Here is a 16,917-nt window from a genome sequence, read left to right on the forward strand (position 1 = left end):
TACGCAGTGATGGCACCTCCCCTGAAATAGGTCAATAGACGACGACCCGCACTGACGTGATTACCATGAATACTCGCCCAGATTCAACCAAGAAGTCCTCATCAGAACATTCGGGAAAAGACTGGAATAACAGTCAAAGGCACGGTCTGTCACTCGATACTATGCTTGAGATCTTAGCAGACCCGTCTCGTCGTCAATTACTCGTTGCTCTCGACGAGCACAACCTGCAGGAAGACGATATCGAGATTTCTGCCGATGTGGTCACCAGCGGTGATAAGGGAGCCCAGCCTACACTCCAGATGGTTCATACACACTTGCCGAAGCTTGCCGATGCCGAGCTAATCGAATGGGACCAACAGACACATCAAGTGCGGGAAGGACCACACTTCGACGAGATCCAGCCATTGGTAGAGATGGTCCAGGATCATATGAATAACCGTCCATCGGCTCGAGACTAAGCTACTAGGCACATTATGACACAAACAATCACACAGCGCAAACGAGAACGTTGAACAGTGTGAGGCCTGTACTGTGTCGACTCCACATGCCCTCTCACTCACGATCCGAACTGAAAGCCAAAAAGAGGAGAATGTGGAATTCTCTCGTGAACCGTATCGAGTTGCTCGCTGCTTACTGTGCGGTGAAACCACGAGCCCGCGAATGAACAATGCGTGATTCCTCTGACTCATACTGGCATCTGCTTTGCAAGAATCCCACTAATATGGGTCAGCGAATCTCGAGATGAGTGCATCTGACCCTTCGATTATATTGGGGAGCATCTTGACGGGATACGAGAAATTCCGCACTGTGCGTCCGCTGCGGTGTGTGAGCATGGTTTCCCAGCGGTGGTCTCTCATTTGTATGGCTGCTGTCTCAACACGAAGCATATCACACAGTCAAAAATTGCTCGTACACTATGACCAACGACCACAACTGGAATCTCGACCAACACTACCTATTTGGTGCGGAAGCTAACATATCCACGCCAGCCATGAAGAGCACAATCTCTTATCACCATAAAAAGGCTGTGCGTCTAACATGACTTCGCTACGCGGAAACAGCTATTGTTTACGCTTTAAACAATAAGCCAAAAGACCTACTTACAAACCTTCCATCTTTTGCACGAAGAGATCGAACGAATCGCAAAGGAGGTTGTGAACGTCATCGAATTGGTGGTGAGTGTAGTTTCTCCACGGATAGATGGGGTCTTGATCCTTGCTGCGCCGGTCTCATTCAAGGTGCCAATTATGACCACTAATACTGTCCCTCATCCGACCATCTCGCTCGATTCGTTGTTCAAGATCCTCGCGAACCCACAGCGCCGATATCTTATGTACCACCTGGTGGCGATGAACAGTGAGACGATCTCCCTTTCCACCCTCATTCGGGTGCTGTGTGAGCACGTCAGGACATCACCTGCCCGGCTCAAAACCGAGTTATGTCACATCCATCTGCCCATGTTGGCTGATCACCAGATGATTGAGTACGATGCACGAAGTGAGACGATTCGCTATCGGAAGATCGATCGTATCGAATCAATTGTTGAGCTCACACGATTTTATGAAGAGTTGTGAGGTACGACCGGTTGAGCAATTCTAATGTTTCAGAAAATCTAGTGAATAGAGAATTTTATAGAATCTTGTTTAACAGTTCTGTTTTGATATCCACGGGGTATAATAGGGTGGTTCCAGTAGGGCTTAGAGTACGGAATACTAGCCGAACTTATTGCATATTCGGTTTCATACCGCTATTCAACAAGAGAAAGCAAATTATGCAGCCGACGAATACCCCCGACGAACCACCTATTGCATCGCCACCGTCGCTGAGTACACGCGTGCTCACCGCCGTCGCAGACGCCGAACAATGCACGCCAGCTGACCTCGAGACATTGTACAACGTCATCAATCCCGAAGCCCTGGATGAACTCTTTGCGTCAAAAGCAAATGGCACCCCACGAACAAACGGCTCTGTTTCATTTCAGTATGCTGGCTACCAAGTCACTGTCTCCAATGAGGGTGCCGTCAAGCTTGACACTGATAAGCCGTAGGGACGCTCGGGAAACGAGCTATCCTTGAGGAACTATGAAATTTAACAATATTAACAAACCCCTCTTTCATGCTATTCTTTTAGTCATAATATATTATGAATTAACACAAGTAGAATATCATAGATTTGATTCACAATATTTTAGGTTAGAATGAAATGTAATTTTGAACTCTACCTATTTCCTATTTGATAGGCCCATCTCCCCCGATTGTTGTAACTGCAGCACTGAGTCGTCAGTTCGTAAAATCTGCCGCTGAGTTAGTAGCTTAGCCGCTGGATACTTTTCTAAACCCATGTCAGTCTTTGCCCGTAGATTGATCCAGCAATTTGTTTCAGCTCCTGTGTTTCACAATACTATGATTTAACTAACACTTATCCCGTCGTCCGTCGTCGAGAGACGGTATGGAAACATCAACAGGATTTGATATCGTTGGAATCACCGGATCTCAATGGAGCGAATCTGAACTTCACTCGCTCTCGGAGGAGCTAACGTCCGAAGTCAATGGCGGTTTCACCTCCGTTGTTATTGGAACCGAGACACTGATGCGAGTGTTCGGAGCGGACGATCCGCGTCAACTGCTTGAACTCGGCCTCACGAATCTCACCGAATCGGAGACTGAACTCCCAAGTTCACCGGAATCTACGTCAATCCCATTCAAACCAGGATTCATTCCTCCCGATCTCATTCCGTGGATCACTGGCTGGGGAGCAGCACTGTTACTTCAACCAGAAGATCCCACATTACTTTCGACCGAAAACATTGTCCACGCTCTCGACGATCTGTACACCAAACGGGAACAGTGGGGGGCGGAACCAGTAATTATCGCCGTTCATTACCCTAGCGAGGCCGAAAATCCCTCATTTTATCGGACAGAGGACATCCAACACGAGTCGACTGAATAGGTACGGATCCCCATATCGTCCTTGAGTACTGTATTCGTTCGGTGATCGGAGTAGTCTCATTCAGACAGGGTTATCTAAGTTTGATCGTGCCGATGAATGGTCATATACTGTTCATTCGTTGGTCTGTTGCCGTCTCACATTCCTGGCATTCTGTGATGCGATACGGTTCCCGTGACAATGCAGCATTTTCACTTCCTTCATTTTCGGTTCGAATTTCAATTCTAACCGAGTGCGGTGTCTCTTGTAGACAGTGCTGACACAGTTCGGTGGTATCTGTGGGTGAATTTGTTGGTTGAGTCATTAGCGTGTAGAACCATCGCGTGTACGCGGTGTGTGTTGCCGCTCTGGTTCGCATGATCGCGTCACCGATGAAGTCCGCAACAACGAACCCGATCACGATGACGAGCAGGCCTGCGATCAGTGCTGGCAGGTACGACACCGCGGTCGCAACCCACTGCGAGAGCGTCGAGATTGCCAGGACGTTTGCGGCGGCGAGAATCGCCAGTGCGTAGATGAACCACGCGGCGATCCCGAATACTGCGAAAAAATACGGCAACCTGATGATTACCCACTCTTAATATATATTATATGTATGGATTATCATGGTGGGAACTAGATTTAATAAAAATGAGGATGTAGCCCAGCTATGGCACACGATTATCCTAAAATTGTCGCTCAGATTGTTGAGTACAATACAGGTGATATTGCTCCTGACGCAATTGATCGCAACTATATTGCCCAGATCGCAGATCATCACTCCTGTTTTATTTCAGGGGATTTAGATAACACCCTTGATAACGCACTTGAACGAGGGTTGCTTGAGGAACATTCTGCTGGGTATATGTCGACAAAGCAGGTTAATGATGTCGTGCCTGGATACAATCCAGACTAAATGGCGAGATTAGGCAAAAAGAAGTCTGATTTCTAATATTTCGGCCCGTTTCCTGGTGACTGATTAGTTTTATAACCGAAGTAGAACGGACAACGGCAACGATATGATTTTCGTGATTTGCTCGATTTTGGTGATTGACTTCCTGTGGGCAGTATAAGCGGCAGTGTTATCCGGTGGGTCGCCATCTTTGTGGAAGCAGAATTTATGGATCAATCTCGCGTAGTTCTGCGTGTACAGACATGCAACCGAGGTTAATCGCCGAACTCACAGTACAAGATATCTGAGATAGAGAATGGGGAATGAACAGCTTTGTAGTTTGGTATGAGAGTACTCTTCCTGACATGCTGGGCGGCCAGGCGCCCTGGGCAGTCATTCTATTGTTCGCACTAATCACTCAGCTGGGTGACGTCTGGTTTCTTTTTCTCCTCAGCGGCGTTCTGTATGTTGGCGGTGAATACGTTCCCTACGTGGGAATCGAACGCCGTCGAGGGATGTTCATAATCGCGCTTGTACTCACGTATGTCGCGCTTATTGGGGTTTTAAAAGGTGTGTTGCTGCTCCCACGACCACCTGGAGCGACTGAGCCGCCACCACTCAGATGGATTCCGTCGATATTTGCGAACCTGTTCATCATTATAACGACAGCTAAAGGACCAGGATTTCCGAGTGGGCATGCACTGGGGGCGACGATGGTCTGGGGTGGCCTGGCGCTCGTCATCGGCCACGGATCATACCGAGTGCGGTTTGGTATCACTGGAGTAGTCGTTACACTCGTTTCCCTGTCACGACTCGTCCTCGGCGTCCACTACTTCGTCGATGTCCTCGCTGGTATTATCTTTGGAATCGTCGTCCTCGGGATCCTCAACTGGCTGGCCGAGAATGGAACTCACCCGGAACGGGTACTACTTACTGCGGTTGTGATTGGAAGCCTCGGATTGTTCGTGAACCTGACGTTCGAAAGTGTAGCCGCCATTGGAGGTGCAGTTGGCGGCTGGATTGTCTGGCAGAATGTCGCTGAAGCGATCCCAGACCATCCATCCACCGAACGAGAAGCCATCACTGCACTATTCGTGGGTATGATTGCTAGTGGGATCTTTGGAGTAGTCTACATATTTAACGGACCGTATCTATTCACGTTTCTTAGTACAGCAACCGCGGTTGGCACTGCTATCGGGGCACCAGTCATTGGCAAACGACTGAGCTAACGTTGAAACAGAGTAGACAGCATTCCATGATTTCGACAGAGTTCGTGATAATGATCCTCTGTAGTCGCTGCAACATCTGCCACTGCCTCTTAGACCATATGCAGAGGTGGAAATGGCCATTATGACGCCCGCAAGGTGGCACGAATCCGGGTCTTCTCAGCGAGAGGCTGATTCCTTTCCAAAGTCACCACTCGAAGTGAATACTGTCAGCCGCTATCTATCCTTTATAGCTGCATGCGACATCGATAAAGGTCGCATGGACGCGAAAGCGTTATATCCATTTGATCGACCGGTTGAATCGGCGGGCAGCGAGAACGGTTTCAAGAAGGTCAAACACGTCATAAGTCGGACCACCTTGACGAAGCGCGGGGTCGGTCTTCACTTCGCATTCGCGTGCTCTCTAGCGTTTGCGACTCGTCAATCTATTCTTATCATGACAAATTTTACTGCTTCAGGCAGTGGGTAACTATGTACGATACGGTTGTAAGTAAGTTGCTCACCGAACGATGAGCCTTTCTAGACGCGAACCATGGTGAATCAGCGGGAATGAGTGCTCTGGAGTTCCTGTGATACCGGAACATTTTGGATTCCAACCTCTCCACGAAAGCCAATGCCCTGATTTACTATGGAACCTCTTCATATTACAATCCTTCAAAGCTGGTAGCTAGTTGAGTGATTTTAGAATAAACTGGTGGTTGGCATTGGTTCCATCAGCACAAGAAAGCAAAAAGAGAAGACCGTAACTAGTTAACAGCCGTTGTCGTTCTGTTTGTCCTCACGGGGGAGCACTTCGTAGGGACGCATCATCTCGTGATCTTCGTGTTCAAGGATGTGGCAGTGCCAGGGGTACTCGCCGGTGAAGTCTTTGAACAGTCCTTTGAACTCTCCAAAGTGTGCGATAACCTTTGTCACGAAGCCAGGATCCGCATCGATGGTGTCTTTCCATCCACGCTGGTTCGCTGGCGGGGCTTCAAGTGGACCAGTGTAGTAATCACTGATCGGACCGACACTACCTGTTTCGCGATCCGCATTGTATTGGTCGACGTCAAATGGCCGCCGACCCAGCACCTGGAACTGCACTAGATGGAGATGAATTGGATGCGTGTCGACGGTCGTATTGATTAGATCCCATATCTCTGTCGTTCCGAGTTTGGGATCTTCAGTGATGGGATCACTCCACTCGAGACCATTCGGATGCTCGCGTGTTCCCAACAGGAGTTTCAGCCGATCAAACTCATCTACCCCTTCAACGAGCGGCAGTTCACGTTCCTGAACCGCCTTTTCTGGTTTGAGCTCGGGAATGCGTGCGAGCTTGTTGGGAATACAACTCTTGTCACGCTTGCAGTTCTTTTCCTTGACGTCGATAAGCAACACCTCCGGTAGCGGCTGTACGTCGTCTGGATCTTCACCAGCCACGCCACCAAACGGTGAGGGGGCGTTGTTGTGGAGAAGCAACGTCTGGCCTTTGAAATCGGAGAAATCAACAATAAGATCGGCACGGAAGGCGGGTCCAAGCAACAGGCGATCTTGGATTTCGACCGGTTCTTTGAGGAAGCCGCCATCGCTCCCGATTTGCGTCATCGTCGGACCAGGATCACCGATTTCGCCGGTTTCTTGGTCGTATTCGAAGAGCTTGAGGTTGTAGAACCGACTGTTTGCACCATTGAGCGTGCGGAAGCGGTACTTACGTGGTTCAACTGTGAGTTTCGGCCAGGCTTTTCCGTTGACGACCGACGTATCGCCGAAGAATTCTGGAACGACGCTAGGATTGGGATTTGGCTCGCCCGTGTCTTCTTCGGGGCCCGTTGGATAAAACAACGAGCCGTCCTCGTTGAAGGTACGGTCCTGGAAGACAAGGGGAATCTCGTATTTTCCTTTCGGAAGATCGAGTTTGCGTTCGAGTTTCCCACGAAGGAAGTAGAACCCTGCGAGTCCCGCATAGACGTTTAACCGCGTAATCCCGAGTGCGTGGTCGTGATACCAGAGGGAAGTTTCCGGTTGTTCGTTCGCATACCAGTATGTCTTTTTCTCGAACGTCGGACCAACTTCCTCGAAGTTTTGCGTAAACCAGGCCTCGGGACCTCCATCACTCTCCGGTTCGACGTTTGCCCCGTGAAGATGTGTAACCGTACGCACTTCGGGTGTTCCCGCAGCGCCGTGTAGGGTTGTGTCGACCGGGAGTAAGTGCTCTTTTGGGAGGTTGTTCTTCCATTTTACGTATACGTCTTTGCCCTGTTTGGCTTCGATAGTTGGGCCGGGGTACTGTCCTTCATATCCCCACACAGTTGTTGGTGGCAATTCACTGTGGAGTTGCTGTTCTACCTCGCACATTTCCACCTCGTAGAGGGGCTTCCCATTTTTCTTCTTCTCAGCTTTGAGTACACCTGGACGCGGCACCTCGTCAATCCATTTTGTAAGATCAGGTGAGGTTTGGTTTACGTCAGCGACTTGTGTTGGCACGTTCCCGAGTGCGCCATTCGAGGCCTCTGAAAGACCAGCTTTGCCAAGCAGTCCTGTGGCGCCGAGTGCGCCCATTCCGTGGAGGACTGAGCGTCGGGAAGTTGTTCGATCGTTTGATTCAGCATCATTTTCCGGTTGTTCTTCCTGTGCACCGGATTGGTTTCGCGACATTACATACCGAGAATAGCGAGAGGTCCCATTTGTTATACACCACCTGAACAGCACAAAATTATGGTAATGAGCAATTAGTATAAAAGCTAACCCTATCCTTTGAAATTATATTGTCAACTATTATCATGCACTGAATATATCATGGAATAAAATACAACGAAGTGAAATGAACGGGGGTGGATTCGAACCACCAAGGCCGTTTGGCCACCACCAAACAGAGAACCAATCCGGTGCAAGTCAGATCCAGATTTCGTATTTGGTGGTACTCATACCAGCGAGCAACCCGTTCGTGGTGATACTATGACTGAGAGTCAAGCGGACAAGGTGTGAATGGGTAACCTGTTTGGGAAGTCTGCGGTCGAGTATCGCCTTCGTCGATTCATACCTTATCCTGCGTCCGGTTTTTCGACTTCTTCCCTAATTGTTATAAAGACCCTGACTGGACAATAGGCATATTACAGTCAGTACACTGTTTGCTCGACAGTTACTGAATCAATACAATTGTGGGTATTCACCGTTTGGCCACGTTTATCAGTAATTGTTGATGCCGTAAAAACAAAAGAGAAAGTGCAGATTTGTTCAACCGTCTTTTTCGATCTACTCGTACGTTCGGTTAGTATAGGAGGCCACCTAAGCTGCCATAATCGCACTCCTCGGGCTCCATTAGAAAACATAGGATGGGAAGTTGAAATAGGACTTCGCTACACCGCTAGACTTCATGTCGTTCGATTAACTCTATAGCGTCAAGAGAACTGCATAGCCTCGCTGGTATCTCTTTCCCGTCCAAATTACAGCAGACATACAGTCGTCCCTTACCCAGCGACCGCCACGCCGATCAAACTGCCAACCGCATAAGTTAACCCAGCCGCAGCCAGTCCAATAATCACCTGTCGGAAACCGGAGTACAGAAGACTTCGACCAGTAAGGAGCGTAATTCCAGCTCCAATGAGAAATAGTGCTCCTGCGCTGAGGACGAGACTTCCACCAACCGCAGGTATCCCTGTGAGGAAAAAGAACGGGAGAACGGGGACAATTGCTCCGAATGCAAAGAGGAAGAAGGAAGCACCTGCAGCTTCCCACGCTGATCCACCAAGCTCCTCGGGATTAATGCCGAGTTCTTCACGCGCCAGTGTATCGAGTGCCTCCTCCTGATTGGCGACGAGCTGTGCTGCGAGTTGTTCAGCTTGCTCTTGCGGGAGACCTTTCGCCTGATAGATGAGTGCGAGTTCTTGTTCTTCCTCTTCTGGCACTGCCGCCAGCTCTTCGGCCTCGATCGCGATTTGGCGTTGGTATAATTCTCTCGAACTCTGGACGGAGAGCCACTCACCCATTGCCATCGAGCCAGCACCAGCAATAAGTCCCGCTAGACCGGTAATGAGGATCGAGGAAGCAGAGAGGGCAGCACCAGCAACACCCATGACGAGACTGAGATTTGAGACCAGACCGTCGTTTGCGCCAAGCACCGCTGCACGGAGCGCATTGCCACTTGCAGAACGGTGGCGGCCTTCCAATTGTGCCAGCGCCCCTCCTTCAAGCCCTCCACCTGTGGTCATCTCAATCTCGTCAAGCAGTCGCGCATGTGATTGCTCATGGCGTGGAAGATCCGTATCTTTTGCTTCTGGTTGTATCGCATAGTCACGACTATCGGTTCGTTCACCAGCAGTGACGATTGGGAGGACGACTGCTGGCCCAAATCGGTGTGCAAGCCATCCTAGCGTTCGTGCTCGCCAACTTGGATGGCGATCGCCTGGTTGGACACCTGCTGCTTGCAGTTGTGTCTCCCAGAACTGTGCATGCTCTTCTTCAGTGGTTGCTAAGCGACGATACACCTCCGCTAATTCTGACCGTGACTCGGCATCCGCAATTGCACGATAGATGCTACTGCTGTCGATCTCAGCTTGACGATTCGCTTGATACCGATCTACTGAGTCTTCGGACGCCATAGAACACTTCGTCAACGACCAATCTAATCAATCGAGGGGTGAACTACTGGCTCGAATATCTTGTAGGTAGCTTCCCAGAACGGTGAGTTACGATCGTTTCTGCAGATAGAGAATTGCGAGGACGAGGATGAGCAGTGCTTGGACTGCTTTGTCCAAGAGTCCGAGTGGCTCGTAAATATCGGGCCATCGGAGGACGAAATACGCGATGAATTGAATGCCTGTGTAAATGATCCCAATTCCGTACAGCAGTGGTTGATTTACGCCGCGGTAGAGCAATACAAGTGCACCAAGGAAGCCGAGTCCAGCCAAGATGAAGAGTATTCCAATGATTCCTTCATTAATATCTTCAATACCTTCATAGATATGAATCACGCCGGTGAGGACCACGAGAACAATCCCGACATAGTCCAGGCTCGTAAGCGCTGGTTGCTGTCGGACTTGGCTACCTGATTCAGTGGTCACAGACGGTTCACAATCCCGATGAAGATAGTCGTATTGGCCGACTACAGAGATAACTTCTGCACTCGAGATCACCTACGTAACCGGTCGAATTATCCAACGATAAGGAGTGGCGACATAAGTGCGACTCCGATTGTGAATCCCACTACAATTTCTCGGTGCCCCTGTCCTGGGAGATTTTGACCACGAGTTCGTGCTTCAGGCAGCAGTTCATATGCAACGAGAAACAGCATTGCTCCAGCAGCAAACCCGAGCCCAAATGAGAGCGTTTGACGAGCAATTTGAACGAAATAGAACGCGACAATTGCCGCGAGCGGCTGGGGAACACTCGAAAACACTGCCCACCCGACGAGTTTCCAGTTCGAAATGCCCTGGGTCTTGAGCGGAATCGCAACCGCCAGTCCTTCAGGAATATTCTGAAGAGCAATCGCCGTTGTGACAAAAATAGCGAGAATCGGAACACTGAACCCAAGAATCGATTCGCCCATTCCAAGATTCAAATCGGCGAACGAGACGCCGACCGCAACCCCCTCCGGAAAACTGTGAACGGTGAGCGTTCCGACAATAAGCACCAACCGACGGAAATCTGCCTCTGAGATCGTTTGAGGATGAAATTTGTACTCGCCAAGAAGACGGCTCGCCCCGAATACGAGCAGCGCGCCGACGACTACACCACTAGCAACCTCAACAAGTGGCCCTTGATCTACCGCCTCAGGAAGAAGGCCAAAGAGGGATGCCGACAACATGATTCCAGCAGCGAAACCCCATAATGTCACGTACGCCCGATCGCTGACATCCTCAACGAAGAAAAACGGTACAGCGCCAAGTCCAGCAGCTAAATCCGTCAGGAGGGCGGCGAAGAAAACGAACACAACTGCTTCTGTGGGTGCCATCGGGTAGAAGGAGATAGTAGTACACGCGACACGTATTCAAATCTTGTCCACCGTTCCTATTGTCGGCAGTAACCAGCAGTCCCCTTCACGAGCTGAGCGGTGATGTGTGTCGTGGTCGCGTCCCCGCTGACGTATGTACGCAAGTTTCGAGTTGAGGCTATTTCGTTCCCGAGCAAGGTTCTGTACAGGTGTTCATCGCTTCCTTGGCAGGGGGCAGTTGTTGAGCGTTTGATGTGGATGTTGTGTATTATAACAGTAGACGTAGGCGAGAACCACAGAGAGAAAACGTTAGTGACGTCGTATCACAACTGAGATCGGACGGGCCAAGAACAAAGTCCGTCCCGCGTGAAATGGTAACCATGGGATGTCGAGCTGGGAAGATGGCTCGCTTCTTGAAGCCAGTACGATGAATCCAATCACGAAAGGAAAGATCACGCTTGACGTGTGGCGTGCCAAATGGACAACCCGCTCAGCGATAGAGACACGACAGCAACGACGGCTGGCGGATATGCTCTCCTATGTTCGGCGACAGTCTCGGTTCTACAAGCAACACTATACAGACGTTCCTGAGGGCTGTACCGACCTCACACAGTTCCCGCCAGTAACGAAACCGATGTTGATGGAACACTTCGACGACGTGGTCACTGATACGGCGATCACGAAAGCCGAGATCGATACGTTCGTCGCTGATGAATCAAAAATCGGCCACCGGTTCCTTGACCGTTATCCAGTCTGGACCACGTCTGGAACGACGGGTGAACCGGGCATCTTCGTCCAGGATGACACTAGTTTAGCGCTGCTCGGGGTACTTCCAGATCGTTGGGTATTGGATGCGTTACTTGATATTGACACGCTCAGGCGACTCGTCAAGTATAATTTTCGACAGGCCGTAATTGCAATCACTGGCGGCCACTTCCTCGGTGCTTCCGCATTTGCCCTGCTCCAGCGGGAATCCACATTCCTTGAAAACCGGATTCGACTGTTCTCACCGACACAGCCTCTCGACGACCTCATTAAGACACTGAATCGCTACCAACCCGCACTCCTCATGGGATACGCAACCGTCATCGTCGAACTGGCTCGTGCCCAGCGAGACGGTTACCTTGACATCAATCCGGCATTCGTCTCTCCAGCGTCAGAACCTGTTTCTGCGACACAGAAACGCGATATCGAGCGAGCCTTCGACTGCGAGGTGCGTGAGGCGTACGCTGCGACCGAATTTGACCCTATCGCAATTGAGTGTGGCCACGGAAACCTCCACGCCAACGCCGACTGGGTCGTCGTCGAACCAGTTGACGACAATTACCAACCCGTCGAACCCGGTGAGCCCTCAGAAACGGTATTGATAACGAACCTTGCGAATCGGATTCAACCGCTCATCCGGTACGATCTCGGAGATAGTATCACGATGTACGACGAGCACTGTCCGTGTGGAAGCGCGTTCCCCATCATCGAAGTTGAAGGACGGCAGGGTGATGTCTTTCACTTCGAGACAACAGATGGACGAGACCGTCCTGTCTTCCCGCTTGCGCTCTCGAGCGTGGTCGAAGAGGTACCCGGGGTGCGTCGAACACAACTCATACGAACGGCGCCTTCCACCCTTCGCGTTCGTCTGGAAGTCGCGTCTGGCCATGACGAAGCGAACGTATGGGAACAGGTGCGTACTGATCTCAAGACATTCTTAGAAGACCAAAGGATTACTGACATTACTCTTGAGAAAGCGACTGAGTCACCACAACGAAATCCCAGGAGCGGCAAATTCCGACATGTCTGGTCGGAACAGATCTAAGACAGACTTAGAAGCGATTTTCCTGAAAATCTCTCTTTGTAGCGAACTATTTTCGCTCATCGGATTGTACTACATTCAGCTATGCCCCAGAACACCACTAAAACAGCGATATCGTTCGAATCTGGTGGGATACGGTGCTCTGCGGATCTGTACTTGCCGCTTCAGATTGACGGACGACTTCCATGTATTGTTATGGGACATGGCTTCAGTGGCACGAAGGACTTGGGACTCCCTGCGTTCGCTGAGCGATTTGCTGCGGATGAATTCGCGGTCTTAGCGTTCGATTATCGGCATTTCGGGGAGAGCGATGGGGTACCTCGCCAAGTAGTCAATGTCGAACGACAGCGCGAAGACTATCACGCGGCGATTCGTCGGGCTCGAAGTCTCGGGATGGTTGATCCGAACCGCGTTGTCGTCTGGGGAACATCTCTCGCTGGCGGTCACGTCATTGCTGTTGCTGCCGATGATCCGGAGATTGCTGCAGTCATAACCCAAGTTCCGATGCTGGATGCATTCCGGGGAATGGGATCCGAGCGAGCCCCTGTCGGGATCCTCATTCGAATGCTCCTCGCGGCCGTGTATGATGCAGTAAGAGGCCAGCTTGGTCTGTCACCATATCTGGTTCCCGTTATCGGTGACCCAGGGAGCTTTGCAGTAATAACTGAACCCGACGCGAGGCCGATCATGGAACGCCTCGCTGCTGACGGATCGACGTGGCGCAACGAATTCGCCCCACGTGTTGCATTCAACCTCCCACGATACGAGGAGGGTACCATAGAACGAGTCACAGCACCAATTCTTCTTTGTGTTGTGGAGAAAGATCAGCAGGCTTTACCAGAGTTTGCGGTACAGGTCGTTGAAAGGGCCAATCGGGCTGAGATTATTCAATATCCGGTGGGGCACTTTCAAATCTATGTGGGAGACCCGCGAGAGAAAGCTATACTGGACCAGGTGGAATTTCTGAAACGTCATCTCATCTCCAGTTCGTAGAAAATCTGAGAACAACTACCACTGTGCTCAAATATCCCCTTCCACTGTTGTTCCGGTAGGAAGCAGCAGATCCTCCATTGCCTTCCCAGTAAAACCATGAGTAGATGTGTACCTGGCCGAATCGCCGCCGAGGGAAGCAGATTATATTGATCAGTCGGACTTTGAATTGTCACTAGTCATCGAGTCATCCTCGGTCATCGTCTCGTTACCACTTTCTTCCTCGGTAGTGGCTGTAGTTACCTCGGCACCATCTTCTATCGTCGGTGCTAAAATTCACGAATCGAACCGATCGGTGCTTACATTTGGAGCACCATTTATAGCACTGCTTGACCAAAAGCCACCGACCACCCTGTGACGAGTTTATATCTATACTTGTCGGATTTCGGGTGGTTTTATCGATTATACTCATCGAATCGGACATTGCCACTAGGAAACGATGTTGAACAATCGTCGCCTGTTATTCGGTAGTTCAGCGACCCCATCACGGGGATACCTATGAAGGAGCATGATTCCACCGAACGGCAGCAGAATCGGAGATCTCGACGAACGCTTCTGAAAGTGCTCGGGGGTGCAAGTATCGGGCTTAGCACGGTCGGTCTCGTAACCGGACAAGATGATGATGGGAATGGAGAGAACGGAGATGGAAGTGGTCAGAATGGTGATAGGGGCGGACAGGATGGTGGCGAAAATGGCCAAAGCGGAGATGGAAATGGCGACAGAGGGAATGGAAGCCAGCAGAACCAACGAGTAATACTTTTTGGGGCACAGGTGTCCGGTTGGGAAGGCCGTCTTCCCGGCTCGATCGAAAACGAGCAGAACCCATCCTTGGAGCTCGAACCCGGAACGAGATACAAAGTAGCGTGGATCAACCGCGATGGAAAACGACATCAGTTGCAAATCCTGGACGACAGTGGAAACGTCCTCGAAGAAACTGAGAGTGGGAGTGAACGTGGGGCAAATCGATCGGTTACGTTTACAGCGACACGACAAATGAGGCAGTATCGATGTCGCTATCACCCACAGTCGATGCAAGGCGAGGTTGAACGGCAGAGCTAATTCACTGATATCTAGTAATGTTGGTAGCAAAATCACCAGATGGTAAGAGACTCAATTTGGGTGCGTTGCCGATTAAGATATTGATTACAGCGTGTTCGATGATGTCATGAATTCAATAATATAATATTATTCTTACTATTTTACTACTTAACGTCATAAATGGCAGCACACAAATTCGATGTGTTTGCCAGGTTCTCTTAGTTCTGCTTAGTGCAACATGAGGCAGTGAGACAAAGGGGTTCCTATCAATTCACTCCCCATGTACAAGTGAGGCAAGTTGGTTGTCGCCTGAATCTATAAGCTGAAGGAAACTACTCCCGGTACCGATGATCAAAACGATGCAGATTTACTCGCTATGAAAATATCCTAAACCACTCCTATGAGTCCGCGAACTTTCGCTAAAAACACCGCACAATCCACTGACGTAGCACTTGTCGGTTGTAGAGTTAGCCGTCAACAGTCCAGACCGCTGGACCACTCTTTGTTGCCAAGATGATGCTACTAGTCACTTAAAAGGCGCCCACTTTCCCTGCTGGCACGGTTCCTGAAGTTCACATCGAATTTGGAGGCCGTTTTGCTGAGATTGATGAAGTCCACATCATGGCCACCGTTGCCTTATTATTACCAGACAGATATGACGATCAGTTTTTGCTTAGACGACTTGAATATCCCGTTTAAGCAGATATCTACGATTTTCAATAAGAAACTGTATATATTTGCCCGATGCCTTCTGCGGCTTATTCTCGATTTAACAGTGCCTTATTCAGAGAATTTTCGTTCCCAAGGGTTGGAGACAATAGTGGCCGAGTACAGTGTTGCCATCGTCGAATGAAATTGCTGGAGGCGATACCGATCGAACCACCAACGTTCGATATCCGGGGGATTATCTGATAGGGCTTGAGCCCGTAGTAGCCACATGGCGAGTCTCCGTCTCGGTTCGCTGTTCGGTATCCCGATCAGACTGGGCATTTCGTTCTTGTTGATCCTCCCACTGCTGGCCTACCTCATCGGTTCGCAGGTTGGCCTCACAGTGGACTTGATCAACGGGATCTTCGGGACCCCACTCGATCCTGAACCCCTTACCGCGGGGTTGCTCCCCTGGCTCTTGGGGGTGGGCGCTGCACTCGGCCTCTTCGCCAGCGTTCTCTTACACGAACTGGGTCACTCACTCGTAGCACGCCGGTACGGCCTTGAGACTGAATCGATCACGTTGTGGTTCTTGGGCGGTCTCGCACAGTTTGCGGAGTTGCCTGACGACTGGCGCCAGGAGTTCGCAATCGCCATCGCCGGCCCGGTCGTTAGCGTTGCACTCGGGATCCTGTTCTACGGGTCGTTCGAACTGCTCGCTGGCAGGTTCCCCGCAGTTCGGTTCGTGATCGGTTACTTAGCGGTGCTCAATGTGGTGCTCGCGGCGTTCAATATGCTTCCGGGATTCCCAATGGATGGTGGGCGAGTCCTCCGTGCGGTGCTCTCGCGCAACCGGTCGCGCCTGCAGGCAACCCGCATCGCCGCTGCCGTCGGGAAGGGGTTCGCGTTCCTGCTCGGAATCACAGGGGTATTTACGTTCAACTTGTTCTGGATTTTCATCGCCTTCTTCATCTATATCGCCGCGACGAGCGAGACCAGACAGGTGGTTATGCAGGCAGCTTTCGAGAGACTGACCGTCAGGGAGATAATGACGCCGGCGGCCGAACTCGATACGGTAGCACCTGAGACGTCGATCGATACCTTGCTTGACCGGATGGTCCGCGAACGTCACACCGGGTATCCTGTCGTCGACGGCAATGACCTCGTCGGCATCGTCACGCTCGAAGACGTCCAAGAACGGGCATCTGATCGCCGAGATGATGCGATAGTCAATGATATCATGTCGACAGATCTGGTGACGGTCAGACCCGGCGGCGAGGCGACGAATGCGCTCACGACCCTCCAGCAGGAGGATATCGGTCGGCTTCTCGTAACCGAAGGAGATGGCTCGCTCGCCGGCCTGATCTCGCGGACAGACCTGATGACGGTCCTCGAAATCACCCAGATCAGTCAGTCGACGGCCGCCACCCCACCGACGATCGAACGCTGAATATGATTCATCGGGAGCGAGTTTCAACCCAAG

General features: G+C 50.8%; 15 protein-coding genes and 2 pseudogenes. 11 read left to right on the plus strand and 6 right to left on the minus strand.

Annotation, left to right across the window (positions count from 1 at the left end; genetic code table 11):
- The first annotated feature begins 161 nt into the window (after positions 1 to 161).
- The 5 genes and pseudogenes from BW974_RS15630 to BW974_RS15645 all read left to right on the plus strand — a co-directional run bounded on the left by BW974_RS15630 (position 162) and on the right by BW974_RS15645 (position 2,949).
- Entirely contained in the window at positions 162 to 458 is a 297-nt protein-coding gene (locus BW974_RS15630; RefSeq protein WP_076431180.1) for a DUF7344 domain-containing protein, read from the plus strand.
- Between the two features lie 34 nt (positions 459 to 492).
- Positions 493 to 675: pseudogene (locus BW974_RS27520) on the plus strand (DUF7835 family putative zinc beta-ribbon protein); the annotation flags it as partial.
- Positions 676 to 1,118: 443 nt separating this feature from the next.
- The gene (locus tag BW974_RS15635; RefSeq protein WP_076431181.1) at positions 1,119 to 1,574 is read left to right on the plus strand and encodes a DUF7344 domain-containing protein; all 456 of its coding nucleotides are present in this window, start codon (positions 1,119 to 1,121) and stop codon (positions 1,572 to 1,574) included.
- Between the two features lie 197 nt (positions 1,575 to 1,771).
- On the plus strand, positions 1,772 to 2,047 hold the full coding sequence (locus BW974_RS27195; RefSeq protein WP_076431182.1) for a DdfA family disk-determining factor: 276 nt from the start codon (positions 1,772 to 1,774) through the stop codon (positions 2,045 to 2,047).
- A gap of 401 nt (positions 2,048 to 2,448) precedes the next feature.
- On the plus strand, positions 2,449 to 2,949 hold the full coding sequence (locus BW974_RS15645) for a hypothetical protein (protein ID WP_076431183.1): 501 nt from the start codon (positions 2,449 to 2,451) through the stop codon (positions 2,947 to 2,949).
- Between the two features lie 100 nt (positions 2,950 to 3,049).
- Here the strand turns inward: BW974_RS15645 and BW974_RS27525 are convergent, their stop codons facing one another.
- Together BW974_RS27525 and BW974_RS27200 are read right to left on the minus strand one after the other, a co-directional pair.
- On the minus strand, positions 3,050 to 3,250 hold the full coding sequence (locus tag BW974_RS27525) for a DUF7835 family putative zinc beta-ribbon protein (protein WP_084186333.1): 201 nt from the start codon (positions 3,248 to 3,250) through the stop codon (positions 3,050 to 3,052).
- Between the two features lie 3 nt (positions 3,251 to 3,253).
- A pseudogene (locus tag BW974_RS27200) lies at positions 3,254 to 3,478 on the minus strand (mechanosensitive ion channel family protein); the annotation flags it as partial.
- Positions 3,479 to 3,595: 117 nt separating this feature from the next.
- Here BW974_RS27200 and BW974_RS15655 point away from each other — a divergent pair.
- Together BW974_RS15655 and BW974_RS15660 are read left to right on the plus strand one after the other, a co-directional pair.
- The gene (locus tag BW974_RS15655) at positions 3,596 to 3,841 is read left to right on the plus strand and encodes a hypothetical protein (RefSeq protein WP_076431184.1); all 246 of its coding nucleotides are present in this window, start codon (positions 3,596 to 3,598) and stop codon (positions 3,839 to 3,841) included.
- A 341-nt stretch (positions 3,842 to 4,182) separates the two neighbouring features.
- Entirely contained in the window at positions 4,183 to 5,046 is an 864-nt protein-coding gene (locus tag BW974_RS15660; protein WP_245800135.1) for a phosphatase PAP2 family protein, read from the plus strand.
- A gap of 747 nt (positions 5,047 to 5,793) precedes the next feature.
- Here BW974_RS15660 and BW974_RS15670 read toward each other — a convergent pair.
- From BW974_RS15670 to BW974_RS15685, 4 genes are all read right to left on the minus strand, one after another.
- Positions 5,794 to 7,677 (minus strand): multicopper oxidase family protein, encoded by a 1,884-nt coding sequence (locus tag BW974_RS15670; RefSeq protein WP_245800136.1) that lies wholly within the window; start codon positions 7,675 to 7,677, stop codon positions 5,794 to 5,796.
- Positions 7,678 to 8,489: 812 nt separating this feature from the next.
- Positions 8,490 to 9,506: a VIT1/CCC1 transporter family protein gene (locus BW974_RS15675; protein ID WP_245800137.1), complete on the minus strand. Its 1,017-nt coding sequence runs from the start codon at positions 9,504 to 9,506 to the stop codon at positions 8,490 to 8,492.
- A gap of 201 nt (positions 9,507 to 9,707) precedes the next feature.
- Positions 9,708 to 10,082 carry a DUF7475 family protein gene (locus BW974_RS15680; RefSeq protein ID WP_076431324.1) on the minus strand — a complete coding sequence of 125 codons (375 nt, stop codon included), beginning with the start codon at positions 10,080 to 10,082 and terminating at the stop codon, positions 9,708 to 9,710.
- 89 nt (positions 10,083 to 10,171) lie between these two features.
- Complete coding sequence (locus BW974_RS15685; protein ID WP_076431188.1) at positions 10,172 to 10,972, minus strand: ZIP family metal transporter; 801 nt, start codon at positions 10,970 to 10,972, stop codon at positions 10,172 to 10,174.
- 364 nt (positions 10,973 to 11,336) lie between these two features.
- Between BW974_RS15685 and BW974_RS15690 the strand changes: the two genes are divergently transcribed.
- The 4 genes from BW974_RS15690 (at position 11,337) to BW974_RS15710 (ending at position 16,884) form a co-directional block, all read left to right on the plus strand.
- The gene (locus tag BW974_RS15690) at positions 11,337 to 12,761 is read left to right on the plus strand and encodes a phenylacetate--CoA ligase family protein (protein ID WP_245800139.1); all 1,425 of its coding nucleotides are present in this window, start codon (positions 11,337 to 11,339) and stop codon (positions 12,759 to 12,761) included.
- A gap of 81 nt (positions 12,762 to 12,842) precedes the next feature.
- Positions 12,843 to 13,751 carry an alpha/beta hydrolase gene (locus tag BW974_RS15695; protein ID WP_076431189.1) on the plus strand — a complete coding sequence of 303 codons (909 nt, stop codon included), beginning with the start codon at positions 12,843 to 12,845 and terminating at the stop codon, positions 13,749 to 13,751.
- 619 nt (positions 13,752 to 14,370) lie between these two features.
- Positions 14,371 to 14,502 (plus strand): hypothetical protein, encoded by a 132-nt coding sequence (locus BW974_RS27015; RefSeq protein ID WP_281247706.1) that lies wholly within the window; start codon positions 14,371 to 14,373, stop codon positions 14,500 to 14,502.
- A gap of 1,221 nt (positions 14,503 to 15,723) precedes the next feature.
- Positions 15,724 to 16,884, plus strand: coding sequence for a site-2 protease family protein (locus BW974_RS15710; protein WP_076431192.1), 1,161 nt, complete (start codon positions 15,724 to 15,726; stop codon positions 16,882 to 16,884).
- The last annotated feature ends 33 nt before the right edge of the window (positions 16,885 to 16,917 follow it).

It is taken from the genome of Haladaptatus litoreus, from assembly GCF_900156425.1.
GTDB classification, from domain to species: domain Archaea; phylum Halobacteriota; class Halobacteria; order Halobacteriales; family Haladaptataceae; genus Haladaptatus; species Haladaptatus litoreus.

Excerpts from the sequence above, each read along its gene's own strand:
- BW974_RS27015 (WP_281247706.1), top strand. The coding sequence starts at position 14,371 with ATGGGAATGGAGAGAACGGAGATGGAAGTGGTCAGAATGGTGATAGGG.
- BW974_RS15685 (WP_076431188.1), bottom strand. The coding sequence starts at position 10,972 with ATGGCACCCACAGAAGCAGTTGTGTTCGTTTTCTTCGCCGCCCTCCTG.
- BW974_RS15660 (WP_245800135.1), top strand. The coding sequence starts at position 4,183 with ATGCTGGGCGGCCAGGCGCCCTGGGCAGTCATTCTATTGTTCGCACTA.
- BW974_RS15630 (WP_076431180.1), top strand. The coding sequence starts at position 162 with ATGCTTGAGATCTTAGCAGACCCGTCTCGTCGTCAATTACTCGTTGCT.
- BW974_RS15645 (WP_076431183.1), top strand. The coding sequence starts at position 2,449 with ATGGAAACATCAACAGGATTTGATATCGTTGGAATCACCGGATCTCAA.
- BW974_RS15670 (WP_245800136.1), bottom strand. The coding sequence starts at position 7,677 with ATGTCGCGAAACCAATCCGGTGCACAGGAAGAACAACCGGAAAATGAT.
- BW974_RS15710 (WP_076431192.1), top strand. The coding sequence starts at position 15,724 with ATGGCGAGTCTCCGTCTCGGTTCGCTGTTCGGTATCCCGATCAGACTG.
- BW974_RS27525 (WP_084186333.1), bottom strand. The coding sequence starts at position 3,250 with ATGACTCAACCAACAAATTCACCCACAGATACCACCGAACTGTGTCAG.
- BW974_RS15695 (WP_076431189.1), top strand. The coding sequence starts at position 12,843 with ATGCCCCAGAACACCACTAAAACAGCGATATCGTTCGAATCTGGTGGG.
- BW974_RS27195 (WP_076431182.1), top strand. The coding sequence starts at position 1,772 with ATGCAGCCGACGAATACCCCCGACGAACCACCTATTGCATCGCCACCG.
- BW974_RS15655 (WP_076431184.1), top strand. The coding sequence starts at position 3,596 with ATGGCACACGATTATCCTAAAATTGTCGCTCAGATTGTTGAGTACAAT.
- BW974_RS15690 (WP_245800139.1), top strand. The coding sequence starts at position 11,337 with ATGTCGAGCTGGGAAGATGGCTCGCTTCTTGAAGCCAGTACGATGAAT.